Below are 23332 nucleotides of genomic sequence, written 5' to 3'. Positions count from 1 at the left end.
TCCTTAAGGAATAACGCAAGCCCGAGCATACGAGCTCACATTATATAGTTGTCTGCTTATAGTAGAACCTTATTGCTGCTCCATGATGTTTCGGTTGAAGTACTTTTTGCTGATTTTTTCGTAAGTGCCATCCTTGAGCATATCGTCAATCGCCTTGTTAATTTTATCGGCAAGCTCTTTGTTTCCTTCTGCAACGCCGACACTGACACGATCTTCGTTTAACAGGTCGCCAACCTCTTTAATCTTCAAACCTTTTTCATTAAGTGCGTTTAAGCCGACAATTTTATCGGTAATAACCGCATCGAGGCGACCTAGTTCCAAGTCTTGAAGTGCGTTAACATCTGTTGGGTAGCCTTTCACGTTATCCGATAATTCCTCAGCCATGTCCTTCCAAGTGCTGGCCTGGATTACCCCGACTGTTTTCCCCTTTAAATCTTCTTTAGCAGTAATGTCAGTGTTGTCAGCTGCTATAAAAATCTGCGCCCCAGACAAATAATATGGATTGGTAAAGTCAATCTGCTTGTCGCGCTCAGGAGTTGCGGTCATTGAGCCGATAATGGCATCGTATTTTTTCGCTTTTAATCCTTGAATGATCGTTTCCCATTGATTTGTTACCGGTTTTGCTTCCAAGCCGATGCGTTTGGCGATTTCTGTGCCAATTTCCACGTCAAAGCCTGTTAATTTTCCATCCTTTTTAAAATTCAATGGCGGATATTGGCCTGTCATTGCGAACGAAAGCTCACCCTCTTTGATGAGGTGAAGGTCTTCTCCTTTGGCTTGTCCTGTTTTTGGGCCTTCCTCTGTGCCGCATGCCGATAACATCAACATGAGGGCCGATACTCCGGTAATCAATAGTTTTTTCATGATGCTTTTCCCCCTTAGTAAAATAAAAAGGCACCGTCCATGGTTATGACGGTGCCTGACACCCTCATCCTAAGCTTTGAATAAAGATAGTTCTCCACAATTCGCGAAAATTGTGACAGTTCTGCCCCTTTCGAGTGCAGCCCCAGCTATCCGAAAACAGTGATTCCGGATGCTTCGGCGATTAATCCTTTTTCCTATTTTCATAGATTTCACTGAATCTCGAATAGGATACTCTTATTAATCGCGACCTCTACCCCATCTCAAATGCTTGAAAAGATGAGGATTTAATATTCTGTTTTTATTGACAAAATTCAGTATATAGTAATATTTATTCATCTGCAAGTATAAATTATCTGGATTTTTTATCCTATTAAAAATAGCTTGACGACTATTTATGAATTGGTATAAATTTTTTTACAATAGCAATCTATTATAAAAAGGGGTCTTATTAATGCTGCAGTGCCGCGAGGACGTATTGGCGTTCACCAATCAACTAGTGAATATAGAAAGTATAGTAAATACAACTGGTGAAAAGAAAATCGCCGATTCTTTATACAAACTTATTTCGTCATTTCCTTATTTTACCGAAAATCAGTCCCATCTCCTAATGCCGCAAACGATCCAAGATGAACATGAACGATACAATGTTTTAGCATTCGTAAAGGGCACGAAAGGGACTAGCAATCGTACCGTTATCCTAATGGGGCACATGGACACGGTTGGTATTGATGATTTTACTCAATTGAAACAACATGCCTGCTATCCAGATCAATTGATGGAGGCGCTAAAAAACGAGGAACTGCCTGCTTCGGCGAAGGAACATCTTGAGTCAGGGGACTGGATGTTCGGCAGAGGCGTGCTCGATATGAAGAGTGGAGTCGCCAGTAACCTATATCTAGTAAAATACTACTCTGAGCATCCAGAACAATTGGATGGGAATATCGTCTTATTAGCTGAATGTGATGAGGAGGACAGCTCTCACGGAGTTCTGTCGGCGTTAAAGGTGTTGAAAAACTGGAAGCAGGAGCATGGCTTTGACTATGTTGCGGCAATTAATGCAGACTTCGTCTCACCGCGCCATCAGGGTGATGAAAATCGCTATATTTATATGGGAACGGTCGGGAAGCTGCTGCCATCGTTTTTTATTACGGGTGCCGAAACCCATGTAGGCTCTGCTTTTGAAGGGCTAGATCCGAATTTTATAGCCGCTGAGTTAACTAAGCAAATTGACTATAATCCTGAGCTTTGTAACGAGGCCTTTGGTGAACTGACGGTTCCTCCTGTTTCCTTAAAGCAAACGGATTTGAAACCGTCTTACACCGTACAAACAGCATTGTCTGCTTATGTTTATTATAACTTTTTCATTCATTCCTGGTCGCCGAAGGACGTGCTGGAAAAACTGAAGGAACAGGCCAATATTGCCTTCGAAAAAGCCTTGAAGACGTTTGATGAACGCTTTAAGCAGTACAGCAGTATGAGCGGAGAACCATATGTTGAACATCCTTGGTGTCCGAGAGTGTACAGCTATGAAGAGATGGAAGAAATGCTGGTTGGGGAGCATGGTGATGCCTTTGTTTCTCATATGAACCAATTTAAAGAAGCGCTGTTACAGGATAAAGAACTGGATACACGAATGTTTGCTGCACGGGTAGTGGAAGAAGCGTGGAAGTGGATGAAGGATAAAAATCCTGCTATTATCGTATTTTATTCATCCTTGTACTCACCGCGGATTGAATTGTCAGGCAAGAACGACAAGGAACAAGCGCTGCTTGATGCATTAAATCAAGCGGTGGAAACAGTACAGCCATTGTACCCGCACCCAATTGTAACCCGGAATTTCTTCCCGTATATTTCGGACATGAGCTTTGTGGCCTTAAGCGATGATGAAGAGGGGATTCAGGCTGTTTCGAAAAATAATCCGGGCTGGGGGACAAAGCATTACGTCGAGTACCAGGACATCCGGGAATTGAATGTGCCGGTAATTAATATTGGCCCATATGGGGTAGACGCCCACAAAAAACTCGAACGAATGGAAATGACCTATTCGCTTGAAATCGTGCCAAACTTGACCAATACCGTTATACGGCAGCTGCTGGGATAATGAAGAGGTGCCGATTACCGGGTCAATTAGGACGGTTCCTGATTTGAATCATTGTATTAGGAAATTATTAGATAAAATATATACAATAGTAACTCTTGAGGACAAAACGGGTTGAAAAACTAGTGAAAGTGTCCTCAATAAGAGGTCTTGAGGACAAAGCAGGTTGAAAAACTAGTGAAAGTGTCCTCAATAAAGGGTCTTGAGGACAAAACAGGGTGAAAAACTAGTGGAAGTGTCCACAATAAGGGTTCTTGAGGACAAAGCAGGGTGAAAAACTAGTGGAAGTGTCCTCAATAAGGGTTCTTGAGGACAAAGCAGGTTAAAAAATCAGCAAAACTGTCCTCAATAGGGGGCGGTGCCTGTTCCGGTGACACCACCAACTTTTGAAACATCAAACTTATCCGTAAGTAACGAGGTGTTCTCTTCCGAGGACACCTATTTTTAATTAACATAAAGATATACAATGATCACAATGGGAGTCTTGGGGGACGAGGTAGTCATGGAATCACAAATACTAGCGTGGTTTGAAACTAGTGGCAGTTATGCAGTGTGGTTAAGTATTATTATTAATGTGATGATTAGCGTCCTGGGGCTGGTCCCGAGTGTCTTTGTCACAGCAGCGAATATTACCTTTTTCGGGTTTGCGCAAGGATTGGCTGTTTCTATTCTAGGGGAGGCCTTGGGTGCCGTCATCAGCTTTTATTTATACCGCAAAGGCATTAACAAAGTGAAAACAAAAATTAGTAACAAATACTTGGATAGACTCCAGCATACTAAAGGACCCCAAGCATTTTTTCTAATTATCGCATTAAGAATCTTTCCATTCATCCCTTCGGGGGTAGTGACCCTAGTGAGTGCCGGCAGTCGAGTCGGCATCTTGAATTTTTCCATCGCCAGCACGCTTGGAAAAATCCCAGCCCTGTTTATCGAGGCTTACTCCGTTAAACAAGTGCTAGAATGGAGTCTTCAAGGGAAAATCATCATGGCGTTAGCTGCGATTTTTACAATAGGTTTCCTTTTGAAAAGAAAATAGGGTGTCCCACGGGGCACCCTATTCTTAATTCTCTTATTTAAAAATTAACACTTTACCAACTGTGCCATCAGCACTTTCACCAACGACACGGAATTTTAATCCGAAGGTTGGTACGTTACGTCCAGCATCGACCATACCAGCATTGCTGTAGTTGGCCTTGTCATCGAATAACGGATTACGTTGGGTAAAGTTATCTGTCATTGTAAATTGACCTGGATAATTCAAGAACATTTTTTCTGTTTTAGCCAGACCGAATGCAGCATCATGAAGCTGGTAACGGGTTGACCCGACGGTCTTGTCACTCCAGGAAACCGTATGCTGGTCCGCATCGACGACACCTAAGAAACCGTCACCAGGGTGAACGCCTGTCCAGTTGTTATCATAGGTTTCATCAACATACCATACTACTAAACCAGGATTATAGGACATTATGCTAGCACCGCGGGCGATGTTCTTCAAGCCTTCATCGACACCGTTATGAGATCTCCATTCTAGTAAGTAGTAATGTGTAGAGAAGAATGTACCTTTATCCTTTGAGAATCCATTAAACGTAAATGATGAATCACCCTCGGCATCATCAGAAAGAACAGTCTCACCATTTGCAGTAATCTTAATATCATCGACATATAAACCGCGTTGTGCTACATATGGATCTGTCCAGTATTCAAATTTTAGTTCGATGTTTTTGCCTGCATAGGCACTTAAATCAAATGTTGCCGCTGTCCAACCATTAGATGTACCTGTAATACCATGACCTGGGTTTTGCTCATTTGGATTAGCATCTGTTGTGATATTACCTTCAATTGCCACCCAAGTGTCAGAACCTGCTTCCTTTACTTGGACAGAAGCGTAATCCCATTCCTCTTCAATATCATACCAGGCATTAAAGGTCAGTTGAGCGTTTGTTGCTTTTGTCAGGTCTACAGAGGTAACCATAGTGTTTGTCATTTCATTACCGCTGCCGCTGTAATACTCATATTGTCCGCTTGTTGGTGTATTTACTTTATTCTCTTTATCAGGCAAATTGACACGTACAGCATCGTTATTAGTGCCTTTTGTTACCCCTTCATCAAGAAGAAGAGTAGTACCTGCTTTAGTAATTTCATCTGCATTGAGGGTTGTCCCGCTTAACCAGTTTCCGCCATGCAAGTTTTGAAGCATTTCTTTTGCATATGGGCTGAAACCAGTCGGCTCAGTTCCGCCAATTTTTCCTGCCCAGCTGCCGCTCGCCATAATGGACCAGTAGGCAATTGCTTCACCTGTACCAGTGTATTGAGTATCATATTCATCTGGAAGTCCTAAGTCATGTCCAAATTCGTGAGCAAACACGCCGGCCGCCCCGTCTTCAGGTTCAATTGTATAATCCCATGCACCCAAAACACCGCCCCATCGAGGACTGTCAGATGTTGCGCCCGGTACAGCTACTGGTCCGGTTGATAGTTTCGAACGGTGTGACCAAATCGCATCACCGCCAAGGGAGCCGCCGCCAGCCTCTTCACCAACACCTGCGTGAATCACCATTAAATGGTCAATTAGGCCGTCTGGTTCGTTATAGACTCCGTCACCATCGTAGTCATCACGATCCCATACATCATACTTACTTAAGTCGATAGTTGGATCTTTAGCTGCCTTTTTGAGGGCTTCATATACAAGTGTTCTGGCAGCGGCATCGTTTCCATCCGGAGCCGGAACATTCTCTCCATAATATTTAGCAGGATGATCCGCTGTGTACCAGCCGGCAACAGTTCCATCAACGGTATAGCTGCCGCCTGATTGCTGCTCATAATATTGCTTCATAGAAACAAGTTTTTCGCCGTTTGGCCCTTCATAGCCATTTTCTCCAAAAATCATATTTTGGAAATGGTCATGTGTGTAGTCTTCATACCACATGTCCGTTTCTTCTTTGGTAATAGAACTTTTCTCGTAATCTGGGAAATCAATGGCTAAAACAAGGACTTTATCTTCGCGGACCTCACCTTTATAAGCTTCTTTGTCAACTGGGTCGACTGTGTTTTTCTTGGCTTGGCCCAGTTTATTCCCGTTTCCATTTTTAAGGCCGTTTGATTTTGACTGTGTACCCTCTTTTAAAGTACCAAGGCTGGCAGGCAGCTTGTCCTTTGTCTTGGAAAGTTTACTCTTGCCTTTTAGATAATTTTTTAAAGCTTTTTCTGCCTCTGCAGGGCTTGCATTCTTCGCCAATTTCCCTTCGCGCTTCAGCATTTCTATTAATCTCTCATCATTGGCAATGGCCAAATCAACCGGCGCCCCGTTTACGGAAAGTTTGGCCGTTGCAGGACTACTTGCTTTCCCAGTAGGTGTAGCTGCAGCCACGTTTACTAGTCCTAGGCCTAAAGTAAGCGCTAGTGCTGTGGAAAGGATTTTCTTCTTTTTCATCTGTCTCCCCCTCAAATTAAAAAAATGCGTTTCTACTGATTGCTGCCCGCTAATAAAATATGTATTTTTAGGCTTTATACCTCCCTAATTCCCATCAAGAGGAAATCTATTAAAATTTAGCAACCCTAAAGAAGTAGAATATAGTACAATAGTAAAATTATTATGAATATTTGTAAATATTTTAATTATTTCCTGACAAAAATAGTTAAAACGTCCTATGAATTTTCAAATCTCAACAGTGGTAAATAACAATATATTCCAATACCATAAGAAAATTGTCCTTTTTTTAACAATAGTCTCTTTTTCCTGTAGTAAACTTTGGTAATATATTCTTTATTACATAAACTATGGAGTACAAAGGTTCCGTAGTTCCTTTTCCTTAAGGAGGCATTCTGTGTGAAAAAGCAAGAAAAACCATTGGATAAGCGGTTTAAAATTGCCCACCGCGAAGCGTTGATTGGCGTTGGGCTTGTCATCATCAATTTCATTATCTGGTACGGGTTTGCCTATGGCCTCGGTTCCGCCAAGGTCGAAGATTATACCTACATATTTGGCTTGCCGGCCTGGTTCTTTTATAGCTGCATTCTTGGGTCAATTGTTATGATCATACTCGTTATCCTGACTGTGAAATTTCTCTTCAACGACGTTCCTTTTGAAGAGGCAGAGGAGGGCACGGAATGAATTGGGCCGTGATTACACCACTATTGATTTTCTTATTGATTATTTTTGCGGTCGGCATTTGGTCGAACAAATTTGTGCTAAAGTCTAATTCATTTTTGGAAGAGTACTTTCTCGGTGAGCGGCAGATGGGCGGTTTTATCCTAGCGATGACGATGGTGGCCACCTATGGCAGCGCCTCGAGTTTTATCGGCGGACCTGGCGTCGCCTATACCCAAGGTCTTGGCTGGGTGCTCCTGGCGATGGCCCAGCTGGCAACGGGCTATTTTGTCTTAATGGTGCTAGGAAAGAAATTTGCGATTGTCTCTCGGCAATATAAGGCCATTACCCTGATTGACTTCCTGAAGGAGCGCTATCAAAGCAAGACCGTCGTCATCCTTTCGGCGGCAAGCATCATCATATTTCTATTTTCGTCGATGACTGCCCAGTGGATTGGCGGTGCCCGTTTAGTCGAATCCTTAACCGGCCTGCCATATACCGTGGCACTGCTGATTTTTGCTTTTTCCGTATTGGTATTTGTGATTGTCGGCGGCTTCAGGGCAGTGGCGTTGACCGATACTGTTCAGGGTGTAGTCATGTTTTTAGGGACACTGATTCTTTTGATCGCGACCATCAAGGCCGGAGGGGGTATTCCAAAAATCATTGGTGACTTAGCTGCGGAAAACCCCAACTTAATTACGCCGTTTGGTGCACAGCACACCTTAACCCCTGCGTACGTATCCTCGTTTTGGATATTAGTCGGAGTAGGGGTTGTCGGGCTGCCGCAGATTACGGTTCGCGCCATGTCTTACAAAAATTCTCAGGCAATGCATACCGCAATCATTATCGGGACGATTGTTGTCGGGTTTATTATGCTTGGCATGCACCTGATTGGCGTCTTTGCGAGACCAGTTATGCCGGGTATCAAAATTGGTGACACGGTTATGCCATTGCTGTCGATGAAAGTTCTGCCGCCGTTTGTCGCGGGAATCGTGCTGGCTGCCCCAATGGCTGCGATCATGTCGACCGTCGATGCGCTGTTAATTTTGGTAAGCTCGGCATTGGTGAAGGATATTTTTTTAAACTACATCAAACCAGGTGCCCCAGATAGCCAAATCAAAAAAGTCAGCTTTAGCGTCACGACGATTATCGGTGTGATTGTAATTCTACTGGCACTGAGCCCGCCAGATTTGATCATTTGGTTGAATCTATTTTCGTTCGGCGGCCTCGAGTCAGTGTTTATTTGGCCGGTGATTTTCGGGCTGTATTGGAGCAAGGGAAATAAATACGGGGCAATTACGGCCATGATTATTGGAATGAGTTCCTATATTGGGTTTGATCGATTTTATCCGAATGAACTCGGACTGCATACCGTGGTGCTGCCGATTGTATTTTCCTTTCTTGCCTTTATTGTGGTAAGTATTTTTACGCATCGAAAGACGTTAACCGAACTTCACCCTTAGACATTTTTGTTTGCAATTTTCTGGATTAATTTCTAGAATGAATAAGAAATAAAATGGTTAAGGTGGGTTCCTTCGATGGTAGAGGTTATCAGATTTACATCGGCTCTTGTATTGCCGGGTTTGCTCGTTTTACTTTTTACCCGAGTTACCTATAATCGTGTAATTGGCTTGGTTTTAACAGTGGCACTGATTGCTGCTTCAGTTTATAAAGGCTATACCAATGCATTTTGGCTGATTGTGGTCGATGCATTCTCACTAACGGCCGGCTTTTGGCTGGCAGCAAAAATGCGGCCCAAAACAGTTAAAAACTAATCAAGTCTGTCCGATCCTCGGGCAGGCTTTTTTATGGTCAAAAGAAGGGGCAGTTAGAGGGGATATGCCAGATTAACAAGTACAACATTTTCCCAATAGGTACCGTAACGTACTAATAGTAAAATGAAATTATAGTCTCGAAAAAAATACCTTTTCGTCAAATAGTTAGAGGTTTTATCAAATCGTGTAGATTACTTTTGAAACAAAACTTCAAAATATTCGTTGAATTTTGAAATATTATTTACTATAATGAGGAAAAGACACAACCATATGGTGAAATATAATGAACCAAGAGATCATTTTTATCCAAGAAGGCATGCACGGCTTCAAGCCTTCTGAAAAAAAAGCAGCGGAATACATATTGCGTCATCCGCAAGAAGTCGTGAATTTGTCCGTTCAAAAGCTGGCCGAGAAAGCCGAAGTCAGCGAGGCGACGATTATTCGAATGTCGAGATCGCTTAAATGTAAGGGATTTCAAGAACTGAAGCTAAAAATTGCCTATGAACTGGCGAAACCGCAAAACAATATTTATGAAGATATTCCGACAGATGATTCGGCTAAATCCTTCATTCAGACCATCTCGCAGAATAATATCCAATCGATTCAAAACACTCTCCAAGTCTTGTCTGAAGCGGAAGTCGAACAGGCGATCAACCTTCTTGCCCAGGCCAGAAAAGTTGGTGTGTTTGGTATCGGTGCATCCGCGATTGTCGGCATGGATCTTAAGCAAAAGCTGACGCGAATTGGCCGCTGGTGTGAGGCTGGATATGACGGCGATACTCAAATAACGATTGCCGCCAACTTGACAAAAGATGATGTTGCATTAGGAATTTCCTACAGCGGCCAAACAAAGGACGTCATCGAGGCATTAAAGATTGCCAGAGAAAATGGCGCTAGCATCATCTCGCTAACTAAGTCTGGGGATAATCCAGTTTCCGACCTCGCGGATGTTAAGCTCCATACAACCTCGCTGGAACGGGATGTTCGAAGCGGTGCGACTAGTTCAAGGATTGCCCAGCTGAATGTCATTGATATTCTATTCCTTGGCGTTACTAGGTCTAATCAAACTCAAAATATCGAAGCGCTCGAAAGAACGCGCAAAGCCGTTAACACGTTGAAAAAGACAAGCGGCAGGTAGCAAAGCTGTCTGCCGCTTACCATCCTACGAATCTACTAAAACCCCATCACATGTTCAGACTTCCATGAAAACCTAATTGTTGTAAGTCCCTCGGCTTGCCGAGGAAAAAATAAAACACTCTTAAGGGGGAAATTTTCTCAATGAAAAAACTTGGGAAACTATGGTTGTTTGGTCTCTTCACACTGATTCTCGTTTTAGCAGCAGCTTGTTCAAATGACAAAGGGGGCACGGAGAAAACTGAAGGCACACCGAAAGATGAAGGCGGCAAAGATGCTGTCACACTTACGATCGGAAGCTGGCGAACAGAGGACACGGCAAAGTATGAAAAAGTTATTGCAGAATTTAATAAGAAACACCCTGAAATCAAAGTAGAGTTTAAGCCTTCAAAAAATACCGAGTACAACACGATTTTAAACACAGCACTGCAAAGCGGTGAGGGTCCGGACATTATGCATTTGCGCCCATATGCAGCAGGGATTTCTCTGGCGGATGCAGGATATATCGAGCCGCTTGATGGCCTAAAAGGTCTTGATGTATTTCCGGAGGAAGCTCTCCAAGCGTCAAAAGGCACAGATGGAAAGCAATATGGTGTACCGCTCAATATGAGTACAACGCAAATGTTCTACAACAAGAAAATCTTTAAAGAATTTGGCCTGAAAGAGCCAAAGACTTGGGATGAATTTATCAAGCTTAGTGAAACATTAAAGTCTAAAAATGTGATTCCAATTGCCTTGGGAACTAAAGAAGGCTGGTTATTATCAGCAGCACACGGGATTTTCGGACCAGCTCAATATGGCGGCACTGAATTTGTCGATAAACTTACTAAAGGCGAGACTAATTTTAACAGCGAAGAATTTGTCAACTCAGTCAAAGCAATGGATGAACTGAAGAAATTCTTCCCGGACAACTATGAAGGGCTGGGAATGGAAGATATCCGCACCTTATTTGCAACTGGTACAGCTGCCATGTTCCCAATGGGAAGCTGGGAAATTGAAGTTGTTCGCGGCTTGAATCCTGATCTTGAAATTGGATTTTTCCCAATGCCATCCGCGGTTGGTAAAGATGCAACAATTACAGCATGGGTAGATGGATCCTTCGCTGTTAATGCGAACTCTAAGCACAAAGAGGAAGCAAAGACATTCTTAGAATTCTTAACAACAAAAGAGTTTGGTCAGCTATTCACTGACGAATTTAAGATGATCAGCGCGATTCCCGGCGTGAAGTCAAAGGATGAATTGGTATCTGGCTTAAGTGAAGCTGTTGAAAAAATCTCAACTCCGTATATGATGGTCGTTTATTTTACAGGTGGTAATCCAACAACAAAAACAACTTTCGAAACAGAGCTTCAAGGAATGTATCTAGGAAAGCAAACACCTGAAGGCGTTGCGAAAAAAGTGCAGGAAAATGCTGAAACGTGGTTTAAACCGTTTCAAAAATAAAGATTAATAGACCGGCTGAGGATAATTTACAACTTTAGTAGATTTATTTACATCTTTTATGTTTTATTTACAACTTTAGCCGGTTTATTTATATCTTTTCTGATTTATATACAACTTTTCAAGGTTTATTTACATCTTGCGCATTTCGCAGGATCTAAATCATTCAAAAAAGTAGGTGGCGGTGAATATGCAAACAGAGCTTAATCCACAGGTAATCACGCAAAAGAACAATAAGAAACGGAAGAGGCTGGGCATCCATCTCTTCCCTATTCCCGCCCTTGTCATTTACGGTTTGTTTATTGTCTACCCGTTACTAGCCGCCCTGACTTATAGTTTTTATGACTGGCAGGGAATCAAGAGGGGGGCATTTATCGGGTTTGATAATTATAAAAATCTGTTTACGGTCGAACCATTCAGCGGAATGTTTTGGAACGCATTTGGCCACAATATCTTGTATTTTGCGGTGGAAATGGTCGTTCAGAATGGCCTGGCATTTCTCCTAGCCTTCATTATCTATCAAAAAATCCGCGGGGCGGAATTTCTAAAAATGGCCTATTTCCTGCCACGACTGTTGTCAGTCATTGTTGTTGGATTTTTATGGAAGTTAATTTTGAATCCGAACTTTGGCGCTCTCAATGTGATGCTAGGTAAATTCGGCCTCGATAACCTGAAAAAGGCATGGCTTGGTGACCCTGATACAGCGCTAATGGCAATTATTCTTGTCAATTGCTGGTTTGGGATTGGCTTTGCGGTGTTGATTTTTCTAGCAGGCTTCCAAGCGATACCAAAGGAATTAATCGAAGCAGCAAGGTTGGATGGTGCGAAAGGATTAACGATGGTTCGGACTATTATGCTGCCATTAATGATGCCATCAATCATGATTATGACGGTGCTGACATTCATCCAATCATTTGAGGCATTTGAACTCGTCTATGCGATGCAGGGTTCACAAGGGGAGCCATATCATTCAACAGATACGCTCGCCGTTTATTTCTATCGTCTCGCATTCTCCGGTTCTACCGGCGACTCCACAGCTATCGGCCTTGGGTCAGCCCTTGCTGTAATATTGTTTATCTTTATTTCGGCCGTGACCGCGCTATATTTGAAATCAATGCAGAAAAAACAAGTAGAAATGTAGGTGGATAAAGGTGAAACAAACAATCTGGACAAAACCAATTTACTATATTATTGCCTTTTTATTCGCCACTATCAGTCTTTATCCCATTCTACTGATGATCCTGTCGTCCTTTAAACCGAATATGGAAATCATGATGAGCCCGCTGGCGCTGCCAAAAAAATTCAGTCTGGAAACCTATCAAAATCTGTTAGATAGGGTTCCATTCATGACCTATTTTTATAACAGCGTATTCGTAAGTGTGGTTTCAGTGCTGCTCATCCTCATCACAACGTCGCTTGCGGCTTTTTACATTGCCCGCTATACGTTTTGGTGGAACAACATCCTGTTCTTCCTGTTCCTAATGGGGATGATGATTCCAATCAAATTGGGGATTGTGCCTCTGTTTATGTTAATGAAAGACCTAGGGCTGACGAACTCATTATGGTCTCTGATTCTTATGTATACAGCAACAGGTATTCCGATTTCCATCTTGATATTGACAGGTTTTTTCCGAACCATGCCGGCAGAGCTTGAAGAGGCAGCACGAATCGATGGGGCAAGCGATCTCCGGGTTTTATGGAACGTGGTCCTGCCGCTGATGCGCCCGGCACTTGGTACTGTCATGATCATTAACTTTATCGGATCGTGGAATGACTTCTTCTTCCCGTTGATTTTTATTACTGATGATTTGAAAAAGACCATTCCTGTTGGGATGCTGAGCTTGTTTGGCGAGTATTCCGCCGACTGGGGGGCATTGTTTGCCGGACTGACTCTGTCGTCACTTCCGATGATGATTCTGTTCTTTATCGCATCTAAGCAATTTATGGAAGGACTGACCGCCGGTGCCGTTAAATAATGATCTGTATCTTGGCTTTGACGGTGGCGGGACGAAAACGGTTTGTGTGTTGGGGGACGGGAAGGGCCGCATTTTGGCCGCAGCTGCCGGGCCTTCGACAAACCTGAAATCGCGGCCTGCCGAACAAGTTGAGCAAACCATTAAGGACTTATTAGCCCAAGTTCTCCCGGAAGATGTCCCAATCAAAAGTGTCCATGTGTCGACCGCAGGCGGTGACCGTCCGGAGGACCAAAGCCGCTGGAAAAACTGGCTTCTCGACTACGGTTTGAATCCGGCACACATAGCTGTTGAGAACGATGCCGTCGGGGCCTTGGCTGCTGGTACAGGTTCAAAAACCGGCACCGTCCTGATTGCCGGCACCGGGTCTATCGCCTACTCCATCAGGGGAGACTTAGCCATGCCAATCCGTGTTGGCGGCTGGGGTTATCTTTTTGGTGACGAGGGCAGCGGCTATGAGATTGGCTCCAAAGCATTACAAAAAATCGCCTGTTTCCACGATGGGCGTGAAGAAGAAGATAAAGCTTTTATCAACCATATTCTAGCCCAGCTGGGCCTATCAAGTCCGGCCGAGCTGATAACATTTATCTATGAAAATAGCTATCCGCGGCAAGTTATTGCCTTGATTGCTAAGTTTGTCTTAGAGTTAGCACAACGAGGCAATCCAACAGCCAAGAACTTGATAAACGATGCTGCCAAAGCGTTGACACAACTAGTTTTTGCTATCTACCGCAGCGATTCTAAAAGTGCGGAGTACCCTCTAGTCGTTTCCGGCGGGCTTTTCGAATCAGTCTTTTTTAAAAAGCAGTTCGAAACGATGATGACAATAGCGGGCTTTGAACAAACTATAATTGTATCTCAATACCCTCCAGTGATTGGTTCGTATATTTGTGCACTTCTCCAGGATAGCAAAGAGTTGACAGAAGAAATGGAGCAAAACATCAGAATTACTTGGGAGAAGAAGCTTCGGAGGGAAAACGTATGAAGGATTTGATTCGATGTTATTAACAGAAATGAGAAATAAGGACTCGGAGAACTTACATCAATTATCGACGTTGGAAATCATCGGACTGATGAATCAGGAGGATCAAAAGGTAGCGTCGGTTGTACAGCAGGCGCTGCCACAAATTCGCGACGCTATTGATGCAGCTGTGAACGCCCTGCAAAACGGCGGCAAGCTGTTTTATCTTGGCGCTGGGACGAGCGGCCGTCTCGGGATTCTTGATGCATCCGAATGTCCGCCGACCTTTGGCGTTCCCCATGAATTAGTCAACGGAATCATTGCCGGCGGGGAACGGGCTATCCGTTATGCCATCGAGGATGCGGAGGACAATTGGGAGGCAGGTAAAGAGGTAGTTGACTCGCTCCTAACCGATAATGATGTCCTGGTCGGGATTGCCTCGAGTGGCAGAACGCCTTATGTTCTCGGAGCGATACAACGGGGGAATGAACGAGGGATTCCGACTGTAGGAATCTCCTGTAATGACGGTTCCGAACTGTCAAAGCTAGCAAAATATCCAATCGAAGTTCCAGTCGGACCGGAAGTGGTTACTGGTTCAACCCGCCTAAAAGCTGGAACCGCCCAAAAGTTGGTCCTGAATATGATTTCAACGGCCGTGATGATAAAGCTGGGCAAGGTTTACAAAAACCTGATGGTGAACGTGCAGGCAACCAATGAAAAACTGCGAAACCGCTCACTATCCATTATTCAGGACATTACCGGCGTTGATGAGCAGACTGCAAGAACTATGAATGACAAGGCAAATGGCAATACAAGGGCCGCCATTCTAATGATTTTATTTTTCGTAGATTACGAAACTGCCGTAAATGCGCTGACGAGAAATAATGACCATTTTCCTAATGCGCTGGCTGACCTTCAAAAACAAACAGGGGAGCGTGATCCTGCCTAGTCTGGCCGGGATCCCCCTACCGTTTTTCACTTATTCATCTGATAAAAAACCTGCCTCAAGACCCAGAATTCCAGTCCTCTTTTTAAAACAGCAACTTTATACCTAGTCTTATAGATTGAATATGGGAAAAAGGTGGTATAGACAACTATACCACTTTTTTATTATGCTAGAGTTAAAGATTGTAAGTGTTTATACCTAGTAGAAAACGCTTACAGTCGAAAAACTAATTTTATAAAAGGAGGATTTATGAAAAGAAACAAATTAATGATTTCCACCATTTGCACTGTTTTTTTAGGAACAACCGCTGCTGCTGCTGCAAGTGCTGATTCGGCCGTTGGTCCTACGATTGACAAAGCAGAGAAACAATCCTCATCACAGAAACCACACCCAGTTTTTACATGGAACTCTAACGTCATCCCAGTAACGCCTGTCCTACATCCAAGCTCTGCCCGAGGTGCCGGAATGGTAGAAGCACCACTTCAGCAAATTGACCCAATTATCAACAAGTATATATCGGATAAACTTTTCCCGGGAGCGGTTGCCTTTGTCGCCCGCGGCGGGAAAATCGTCAAGCATACGGCCTATGGCAATGCCGCTCAGTATGTAGATGGCCAGTTCACGCAAATGGAAAACCCGGTTCCAATGCAAGAGGATACCATTTTCGATCTAGCTTCAATCAGTAAAATCTTCACTTCTGTCGCTGTCATGCAGCTCTATGAGCAAGGATTATTCCAGTTGGATGACCCGGTTGCGGCGTATATCCCGGAATTTGCAGCTAATGGGAAGGAAAACGTCACGATTCGTCAGCTGTTGACGCATACGTCCGGTTTTACGTCGTGGATCCCACTCTATTCACAAGGGGCCTCCCGTGAAGACCGCCTGCAGTTAGTTTTTAAACAAGGACTAAAAAGAGCGCCAGGAACAGGTTATGAGTACAGCGATTTGAACATGATTACGATAGGAGCCTTGATTGAGCGTTTATCCGGACAACGTCAGGATGAATTTGTAAAGCACCATATTACCGAACCGCTGGGAATGAAGGATACGATGTATAATCCACCGGCTTCGTTGAAAAATCGGATTGCTGCAACTGAATATCAAGCTGTTCCAAACCGCGGCCTTGTCTGGGGCGAAGTCCATGACGAGAACGCCTGGTCACTGGGCGGGGTTGCCGGCCACGCCGGGGTATTCTCAACCGCAGAGGATTTAGCGAAACTTGCTCACGTATTTATTAATGACGGAAAGTATGCCGGAAAGGCCATTTTGAAACCGGAAACGGTAAAACTGTTACTGGAAAACCAGAATGCAGCATTTCCAGGCAATGACCACGGGCTTGGCTGGGAGCTTGGCCAAGACTGGTATATGGATGCTTTATCAGAGGGAACGTATTCATTCGGCCATACAGGTTATACTGGAACGTCGATTGTGGTCAGCCCTAACAATAAAACGGTTGCGATTTTACTGACGAACCGGGTACATCCAAGCAGAAATATGGGGTCAATTAACGAACCGCGCAGATTGTTCGCAAGACAGGTCGCCGATGCCATTCCTGTTTCTATTCCTGGAGGTGCCTCAGCATGGTTTGCAGGATATGGCGACAAGCAGAACAAGGTCATGGAAACGGAGATTTCTCTTAATAAGGATGCCAAGCTGACGTTTGCGACCTGGTACATGACGGAGTATAAGTCGGATTACGGCTATGTCGAGGTCTATAAGGATGGGGCATGGGTAAGACTTGCAGCGTTCAACGGCATAAGCGAAGGCTGGGAAAACCAGGAGCTTACCGTTCCAAAAGAAGCATCCAAACTGCGGTTTGTTTATAGCACAGACACCTATTACAATAACCGCGGCTGGTATGTGTTAAATCCAATCTTGGATTCCAAAACACTTCAGTTTGATAGCAACGATTGGAAAATGAGAGATTATTAAATTTTTTAGGGTGGAAAATCACACATTATCCGCGGTTTTTGTGGTTTAATTCGCGAATTATGGTGTTCAATCCGCGAATCAAAACAGTCAATCCGCGAATCAAATCGTTCAATCCGCGAATTTAACTTTTATATAAAATGAGGAGGGGAAAGCATGCGTAAATTTTTCAAAATGTTTATGGTTTCGGCCTTGGCGCTTGCATTGCTGGTAACGGGTGTTCCGGTTATGGGTGCGACAGCGGCTGCAGGAATCAAGGATTTGGTGATTGACTTGAACGTCCCGCAGGTTAAGCGTGAAGTGCAGGATAACCAGATTCAACTGAACGCTCTGCATGTCAATGAGGACGGCCCGTTTGTGAAGGCGGCCAATGTCACTTGGGAATCATCGAACAAGAACGTAGCTTCAGTTAAAGATGGTTTGGTCACTTTATCAGGCCATAATGGAAAAACATTCATCACAGTGAGCGACGGTCAATACACCGACCGCATCGGCATTCAATTCAAAGGGAATCAAGAAGAGATTCTTGTTGAAAAAGAAGAAGGCAAGCGTTATGACCTTATTGGCAACGCCATCAAGCACATGACGATGGAAGAAAAGGTTGGGCAGATGTTAATGCCGGACTATCGAAATTGGAACGGGAAAAATGTAACAGAGATGCTCCCTGAAATCGAAGCACAGGTTAAGAAGTACCACCTTGGAGGAGTTATTCTATTCCTTGAAAACGTAGTAACGACGGAACAAACTACCAAATTAGTAAATGCCTATCAGGAAGCAGCGGAAAAGTACAACATGCTAATCTCAATTGACCAAGAGGGTGGGATTGTTACTCGCCTGCAATCCGGTACTCATATGCCAGGTAATATGGCTATTGGTGCGACCCGCTCAGAAGAAGTGGCTGAAAAGGTAGGCAAGGCAATCGGTGAAGAACTGCATTCCCTTGGAATCAATATGAATTTAGCGCCAGTGCTTGACGTCAATATCAATCCGGATAACCCGGTAATCGGTGTCCGTTCATATGGTGAGAAGCCAGAGCTTGTATCCCAAATGGGCAACGCTTATATCAAGGGTCTTCAGGAAAGCGGAACTGCGGCAACAGCTAAGCATTTTCCTGGTCACGGGGATACTGCCTCGGATTCACATTTTTCATTGCCAGTAGTACCACATGATCTTGAGCGCTTAAAAGCTGTGGAACTATATCCGTTCCAACAAGCGATGAACGCTGGAATTGATGCTATCATGACGGCTCACGTCACTTTCCCGAATGTTGACAATTCCACGGCAATTTCTAAAAAAGATGGATCGGTGATCCCAGTACCAGCTACCCTTTCTCATAAGGTGTTAACTGAACTTATGCGCGAGGAAATGGGCTACAACGGCCTAATCATCACCGATGCGATGAACATGGCTGCCATTGCTGAACATTTCGGCCAAGTAGATGCTGCGATTCGTACTGTTAAAGCCGGATCGGATATTGTACTAATGCCAGTTGGACTTGATGCAGTAGCCAATGGTCTATATGATGCGGTCAACTCTGACGATATCTCCATCGAGCGTATTGAACAATCCGTTACACGGATTCTCACATTGAAATTAAACCGCGGCATCGTGAAGGACGAAGCTGAGAAGAGCTTGGATGACAAAATCGCCAATGCCCTTCAAGTGGTAGGTTCACCTGAACATAAAGCTGTTGAAAAAGAAGCTGCAGAGAAATCAATTACACTTGTAAAAAATAACGGTGTACTTCCGTTGAATGTGGCAAAAGAAGATAAGGTTGCTGTAGTAGGATATTCTGGTTACTATGTTGGTTCTTTGGTTGATGAAGTAAAAAAACATCATTCAAATGTAGTTTATATTAATACGGACAAAAAACTGACTGCAACGCAATTAGATCAAATTAGAGATGCAAAATATGTCATTGTTGGAACATACACATCCAGTGTTGGCGGAAGAGCTCCAAGTGCCGGCCAGATGTTGATGGCTAATCAACTAATCACTGAACTCGATGCGCCAGTTATTGCGGTAGGAATAAGAAATCCGTACGATGTGATGTCCTATCAGACTGTTGATGCCGCGCTTGTACAATATGGATTCAGGCCTGCAAGCTTCGAAGCATCTGTAAACACCATTTTTGGAAAAAATAATCCTACTGGTAAGCTGCCAGTTACGATCTATAACCAAGACGGCAGCGTATTATACGGATTTGACCATGGCTTAGGATATTAAAAAATTTCAACAGGGAATTGCAGATACTTGCCTGCAGTTCCCCACCTTTAGGGTTTTATTTTTAAAAAAAATAATCAAACAATTGGGGAGGCGTTTGGATGAAGAAGTGGCTTATGGGGATTATTACGCTGCTGTTGGTACTTTCAACAGTAACGGCAGCGATTGCCCAAAACGGCAAGGAGAAGCAGAAAGGGAAGTTGCGCTTAGGGGTTGGGGTGCTGTTAAAGGACAAAATCGATTTGATTAAGGGGAAGCGCGTCGGTTTGATTACCAATCCGACTGGTGTAGATCAAGACCTGAACAGTATCGTAGATTTATTTAATAAAAATGAAAACTTTGAGCTTACTGCTTTATACGGCCCAGAGCATGGCGTCCGCGGAAGCGCACCAGCAGGGGCCTATGTAGAATCCTACATTGATGAAAAAACTGGCCTGCCTGTTTACAGCCTTTATGGAAAAACGCAAAAGCCTTCACCGGAAATGTTAGAAAATGTCGATGTATTGGTATTTGATATTCAGGATGTTGGTGCCCGTTTTTACACATACATTTACACTATGGCATTAGCGATGGAAGCAGCGAAGGAGCAAAATATCCCGTTCATCGTACTCGACCGTCCGAACCCAATTAGCGGTGCAAAAGTAGAAGGCCCGATTTTGGAAAGTAAATATTCTTCGTTTGTGGGTAAATATGCGATTCCAGTCCGTCACGGGATGACAGTAGGTGAGTTAGCCCAGTTATTTAATAAGGAATTTGGCATTGGCGCTGATTTAACTGTTGTCAAAATGGAAGGCTGGAATCGAAGCATGTATTACGATGACACCGCATTACAATTTGTTATGCCGTCACCTAACATGCCTACTTTGGATACTGCAACTGTTTATACGGGCGCTGCGTTAATTGAAGGTGCTGATAACGTATCGGAAGGACGCGGAACGACAAGACCGTTTGAATTAATCGGAGCACCTTTCATTGATGGAGATGACCTGGCTGCAGAACTTAATTCTTTGAACCTGCCAGGGGTAACATTCCGTTCCGCTTCGTTTATCCCGACAACATCTAAGAACGTCAGCAAGTTAAACCACGGAATTCAGATTCATGTCACTAACCGCAATGCGTTTAAGCCGTTCGAAACAGGATTACACATCGTGAAAACCATTCATGACATGTATCCGAACGACTTCAAATTCCGTGCCCGTAACTCATCTGGCGTATCCCACTTCGACCTGTTAGTCGGAAACGGCTGGATCCGTGACGGAATCGAAGCAGGCAGATCCATTGAAGATATGAAAAAACAATGGGAGCCAGATCTCGAAAAATTCATGGACGTTCGTGAGCAGTACCTGTTGTATTAAAGATATTCTCGAAAAAAGAGCGTGACGAAACGCTAATAAAGTATCATTGGCGCAGTGAAGAGGTGGAAAATCGCCCCTCACTGCGCCAATAAGCGTTATTGGAGCAGTAAAGAGGAGAAAAAGTACCCTTTACTACGCCAATTAGCGTTATTGGAGCAGTAAAGTGAAGAAAAAGTACCCTCGCCTACGCCAATAAGCGTTATTGGAGCAGTAAAGAGGAGAAAAAGTGCCCTCGACTACGCCAATAAGCGTTATTGGAGCAGAAAAGAGAAGAAAAACTCCTCTCCACTACGCCAATAATGAACTATGTCCGCTCTAGACGGACAAATGTCCACGAATGGTGCCTGACACCATTTGCGGCATTAACACTGTAATTATGCGATTGGCCAGTCCCATCAAAACGGGTCTGGCTTTCTCGTGTTTTCTTCACGAATATATAAAAAAATCGAATATTAGTTCGCATATTGTTGGTTTGTTTTTGGGGGATTGTGGTAGAATGATACTATGAATTTTAGTGAACGGGAGGGATCAACCATGAATGACCAATTTGAATTAGTCTCAAAGTACTCGCCGCAAGGGGACCAGCCGGAGGCGATTAAACAATTAGTACAGGGCATCAACAGCAACAAGCGTTACCAGACGTTGCTTGGTGCAACGGGTACGGGGAAGACTTTTACGATTTCCAACGTGATTAAAGAAGTAAACAAACCAACACTAGTTATTGCCCACAACAAAACGTTGGCCGGCCAGCTCTACAGCGAGTTCAAGGAGTTTTTCCCGAATAACGCCGTTGAGTATTTCGTCAGTTACTATGATTACTATCAGCCGGAAGCCTATGTCCCGTCGACCGATACTTTTATCGAAAAGGACGCAAGCATCAACGATGAAATTGATAAACTGCGGCACTCTGCTACCTCATCACTGTTTGAGCGCAAGGATGTTATTATCATCGCCAGCGTTTCCTGCATCTATGGCCTCGGTTCGCCAGAGGAGTACTCCGAGATGGTTGTGTCCCTCCGCACCGGCATGGAAATTGAACGTAACCAGCTGCTCCGCCGCCTTGTCGATATCCAATATGAACGAAACGATATCGATTTTAAACGGGGAACCTTCCGCGTTCGTGGCGATGTTGTTGAGATTTTCCCAGTTTCCCGTGATGAGCACTGCTTGCGGGTAGAATTTTTCGGCGATGAAATTGACCGAATCCGCGAAGTAGATGCCCTCACTGGTGAGATCATCAGCGAGCGCGAACATGTCGCCGTATTCCCAGCATCCCACTTCGTTACCCGTGAAGAGAAGTTGCTTGTGGCGATTGAAAATATTGAAAAAGAACTGGAGGAACGCCTGGCCATTCTCCGAGAAAACAATAAATTACTCGAGGCACAGCGCTTGGAGCAGCGCACCCGCTATGACTTGGAAATGATGCGGGAAATGGGCTTCTGCTCCGGAATTGAAAACTATTCACGGCATTTAACATTAAGGCCGGCCGGTTCCACACCGTATACGCTGCTCGACTATTTCCCTGAAGACTTCCTGATTGTCATTGACGAGTCGCACGTGACGCTGCCGCAAATCAGAGGTATGTTTAACGGCGACAAGGCGCGCAAGGAAGTGCTCGTCGAACATGGCTTCCGTCTCCCATCAGCACTCGATAACCGCCCGCTCACGTTCGATGAATTTGAGAAGCATATTCACAACATTGTGTTTGTCTCAGCGACACCGGGACCATTCGAGCTTGAACATACACCGGAGATGGTGCAGCAAATCATCCGGCCGACTGGATTGCTTGATCCTACGATTGAAGTGCGTCCGATTGAAGGCCAAATTGATGACCTGATCGGCGAAATTCAGGACCGCGTTAAACGGAATGAGCGTGTTCTAGTTACAACCTTAACGAAAAAGATGTCTGAGGACCTTACCGATTATCTCAAGGAAATCGGCATCAAAGTTCAATACCTACATTCTGAGGTCAAAACGCTAGAGCGGATTGAAATTATCCGCGAGCTGCGTCTTGGAAAATATGATGTGCTTGTCGGGATCAACCTGCTTCGGGAAGGTCTTGATATTCCAGAGGTTTCGCTGGTGACGATTCTTGACGCCGACAAAGAGGGCTTCCTCCGTTCGGAACGGTCACTGATCCAGACCATCGGCCGGGCTGCCCGGAATGCCAACGGAAAGGTCATCATGTACGCAGACCGGATGACAAATTCTATGGAGCTGGCCATCAGTGAGACAATGCGGCGCCGCTCCATCCAAGAAGAGTATAATGAGAAGCACGGGATTACTCCGCAAACCATCCAGAAGGATATCCGCGATGTCATTCGCGCCACTCATGCTGCTGAGGAGGCAGAAGATTACAAACCAGCATCATCGTTCGGAAAAATGACGAAGAAGGAAAAAGACAAGCTGATTGCCGATATGGAAAAAGAAATGAAGGCTGCCGCCAAAGCGCTTGACTTCGAGCGTGCCGCCGAGCTTCGCGATTTGATTTTGGAATTAAAAGCAGAATGATAACAGGAAGAGGCGAAGGCAGCCTCGATTTGTTCC

The 23332-nt window shown here is 44.3% G+C and carries 17 protein-coding genes and 1 riboswitch; of the genes, 15 read left to right on the top strand and 2 right to left on the bottom strand.

Translation table 11 applies throughout. The features are described from left to right. Nucleotides 1-69: 69 nt before the first annotated feature. The gene (locus tag ACZ43M_RS23625; RefSeq protein ID WP_464504953.1) at nt 70-864 is read right to left on the bottom strand and encodes an ABC transporter substrate-binding protein; all 795 of its coding nucleotides are present in this window, start codon (nt 862-864) and stop codon (nt 70-72) included. 79 nt (nt 865-943) lie between these two features. Further along, nucleotides 944-1125: riboswitch (Lysine riboswitch) on the bottom strand. Nucleotides 1126-1315: 190 nt separating this feature from the next. On the opposite strand from ACZ43M_RS23625, the gene ACZ43M_RS23620 reads away from it, so the two are divergent. Together ACZ43M_RS23620 and ACZ43M_RS23615 are read left to right on the top strand one after the other, a co-directional pair. Beyond that, entirely contained in the window at nt 1316-2965 is a 1650-nt protein-coding gene (locus tag ACZ43M_RS23620) for a M20/M25/M40 family metallo-hydrolase (RefSeq protein ID WP_464504952.1), read from the top strand. A 499-nt stretch (nt 2966-3464) separates the two neighbouring features. Beyond that, complete coding sequence (locus ACZ43M_RS23615) at nt 3465-3998, top strand: TVP38/TMEM64 family protein (protein ID WP_464504951.1); 534 nt, start codon at nt 3465-3467, stop codon at nt 3996-3998. Between the two features lie 33 nt (nt 3999-4031). Here the strand turns inward: ACZ43M_RS23615 and ACZ43M_RS23610 are convergent, their stop codons facing one another. Beyond that, entirely contained in the window at nt 4032-6392 is a 2361-nt protein-coding gene (locus ACZ43M_RS23610) for an immune inhibitor A domain-containing protein (protein WP_464504950.1), read from the bottom strand. Nucleotides 6393-6788: 396 nt separating this feature from the next. Here ACZ43M_RS23610 and ACZ43M_RS23605 point away from each other — a divergent pair, with 396 nt between their 5' ends. The 13 genes from ACZ43M_RS23605 (at nt 6789) to uvrB (ending at nt 23296) form a co-directional block, all read left to right on the top strand. Continuing rightward, a complete protein-coding gene (locus ACZ43M_RS23605) occupies nt 6789-7073 on the top strand; it encodes a YhdT family protein (protein WP_464504949.1) in 285 nt (94 codons plus the stop codon). Continuing rightward, a complete protein-coding gene (gene panF, locus ACZ43M_RS23600; RefSeq protein ID WP_464504948.1) occupies nt 7070-8512 on the top strand; it encodes a sodium/pantothenate symporter in 1443 nt (480 codons plus the stop codon). The genes ACZ43M_RS23605 and panF overlap by 4 nt, the downstream gene beginning before the upstream one ends. 75 nt (nt 8513-8587) lie before the next feature. Further along, on the top strand, nt 8588-8824 hold the full coding sequence (locus tag ACZ43M_RS23595; protein WP_464504947.1) for a DUF2198 family protein: 237 nt from the start codon (nt 8588-8590) through the stop codon (nt 8822-8824). Nucleotides 8825-9107: 283 nt separating this feature from the next. Beyond that, nucleotides 9108-9962 (top strand): MurR/RpiR family transcriptional regulator, encoded by an 855-nt coding sequence (locus ACZ43M_RS23590; protein WP_464504946.1) that lies wholly within the window; start codon nt 9108-9110, stop codon nt 9960-9962. A 140-nt stretch (nt 9963-10102) separates the two neighbouring features. Beyond that, the gene (locus tag ACZ43M_RS23585) at nt 10103-11401 is read left to right on the top strand and encodes an ABC transporter substrate-binding protein (protein ID WP_464504945.1); all 1299 of its coding nucleotides are present in this window, start codon (nt 10103-10105) and stop codon (nt 11399-11401) included. Nucleotides 11402-11588: 187 nt separating this feature from the next. Next, on the top strand, nt 11589-12539 hold the full coding sequence (locus tag ACZ43M_RS23580) for a carbohydrate ABC transporter permease (RefSeq protein WP_464504944.1): 951 nt from the start codon (nt 11589-11591) through the stop codon (nt 12537-12539). Between the two features lie 10 nt (nt 12540-12549). Continuing rightward, entirely contained in the window at nt 12550-13374 is an 825-nt protein-coding gene (locus ACZ43M_RS23575) for a carbohydrate ABC transporter permease (RefSeq protein WP_464504943.1), read from the top strand. Beyond that, nucleotides 13361-14356, top strand: a complete 996-nt coding sequence (locus ACZ43M_RS23570) for an N-acetylglucosamine kinase (protein WP_464504942.1) — start codon at nt 13361-13363, stop codon at nt 14354-14356. Before ACZ43M_RS23575 ends, ACZ43M_RS23570 begins: the two co-directional genes overlap by 14 nt. A 13-nt stretch (nt 14357-14369) precedes the next feature. Further along, nucleotides 14370-15281: an N-acetylmuramic acid 6-phosphate etherase gene (gene murQ / locus ACZ43M_RS23565; RefSeq protein WP_464504941.1), complete on the top strand. Its 912-nt coding sequence runs from the start codon at nt 14370-14372 to the stop codon at nt 15279-15281. A gap of 246 nt (nt 15282-15527) precedes the next feature. After that, complete coding sequence (locus ACZ43M_RS23560) at nt 15528-17210, top strand: serine hydrolase domain-containing protein (protein WP_464504940.1); 1683 nt, start codon at nt 15528-15530, stop codon at nt 17208-17210. Between the two features lie 153 nt (nt 17211-17363). Beyond that, entirely contained in the window at nt 17364-19433 is a 2070-nt protein-coding gene (locus ACZ43M_RS23555; RefSeq protein WP_464504939.1) for a glycoside hydrolase family 3 protein, read from the top strand. A 98-nt stretch (nt 19434-19531) separates the two neighbouring features. Then, nucleotides 19532-20785, top strand: coding sequence for an exo-beta-N-acetylmuramidase NamZ family protein (locus ACZ43M_RS23550; protein WP_464504938.1), 1254 nt, complete (start codon nt 19532-19534; stop codon nt 20783-20785). Between the two features lie 534 nt (nt 20786-21319). Beyond that, on the top strand, nt 21320-23296 hold the full coding sequence (uvrB, locus tag ACZ43M_RS23545) for an excinuclease ABC subunit UvrB (RefSeq protein WP_464504937.1): 1977 nt from the start codon (nt 21320-21322) through the stop codon (nt 23294-23296). The last annotated feature ends 36 nt before the right edge of the window (nt 23297-23332 follow it).

The organism is Neobacillus sp. B24 (assembly GCF_055381825.1).
This window is presented reverse-complemented; position numbering and strand designations above follow the sequence as displayed.

Coding starts and splice junctions, on each gene's coding strand:
- ACZ43M_RS23625 (WP_464504953.1), bottom strand. CDS start 864: ATGAAAAAACTATTGATTACCGGAGTATCGGCCCTCATGTTGATGTTA.
- ACZ43M_RS23620 (WP_464504952.1), top strand. CDS start 1,316: ATGCTGCAGTGCCGCGAGGACGTATTGGCGTTCACCAATCAACTAGTG.
- ACZ43M_RS23615 (WP_464504951.1), top strand. CDS start 3,465: ATGGAATCACAAATACTAGCGTGGTTTGAAACTAGTGGCAGTTATGCA.
- ACZ43M_RS23610 (WP_464504950.1), bottom strand. CDS start 6,392: ATGAAAAAGAAGAAAATCCTTTCCACAGCACTAGCGCTTACTTTAGGC.
- panF (WP_464504948.1), top strand. CDS start 7,070: ATGAATTGGGCCGTGATTACACCACTATTGATTTTCTTATTGATTATT.
- ACZ43M_RS23595 (WP_464504947.1), top strand. CDS start 8,588: ATGGTAGAGGTTATCAGATTTACATCGGCTCTTGTATTGCCGGGTTTG.
- ACZ43M_RS23590 (WP_464504946.1), top strand. CDS start 9,108: ATGAACCAAGAGATCATTTTTATCCAAGAAGGCATGCACGGCTTCAAG.
- ACZ43M_RS23585 (WP_464504945.1), top strand. CDS start 10,103: ATGAAAAAACTTGGGAAACTATGGTTGTTTGGTCTCTTCACACTGATT.
- ACZ43M_RS23580 (WP_464504944.1), top strand. CDS start 11,589: ATGCAAACAGAGCTTAATCCACAGGTAATCACGCAAAAGAACAATAAG.
- murQ (WP_464504941.1), top strand. CDS start 14,370: ATGTTATTAACAGAAATGAGAAATAAGGACTCGGAGAACTTACATCAA.
- ACZ43M_RS23560 (WP_464504940.1), top strand. CDS start 15,528: ATGAAAAGAAACAAATTAATGATTTCCACCATTTGCACTGTTTTTTTA.
- ACZ43M_RS23555 (WP_464504939.1), top strand. CDS start 17,364: ATGCGTAAATTTTTCAAAATGTTTATGGTTTCGGCCTTGGCGCTTGCA.
- ACZ43M_RS23550 (WP_464504938.1), top strand. CDS start 19,532: ATGAAGAAGTGGCTTATGGGGATTATTACGCTGCTGTTGGTACTTTCA.
- uvrB (WP_464504937.1), top strand. CDS start 21,320: ATGAATGACCAATTTGAATTAGTCTCAAAGTACTCGCCGCAAGGGGAC.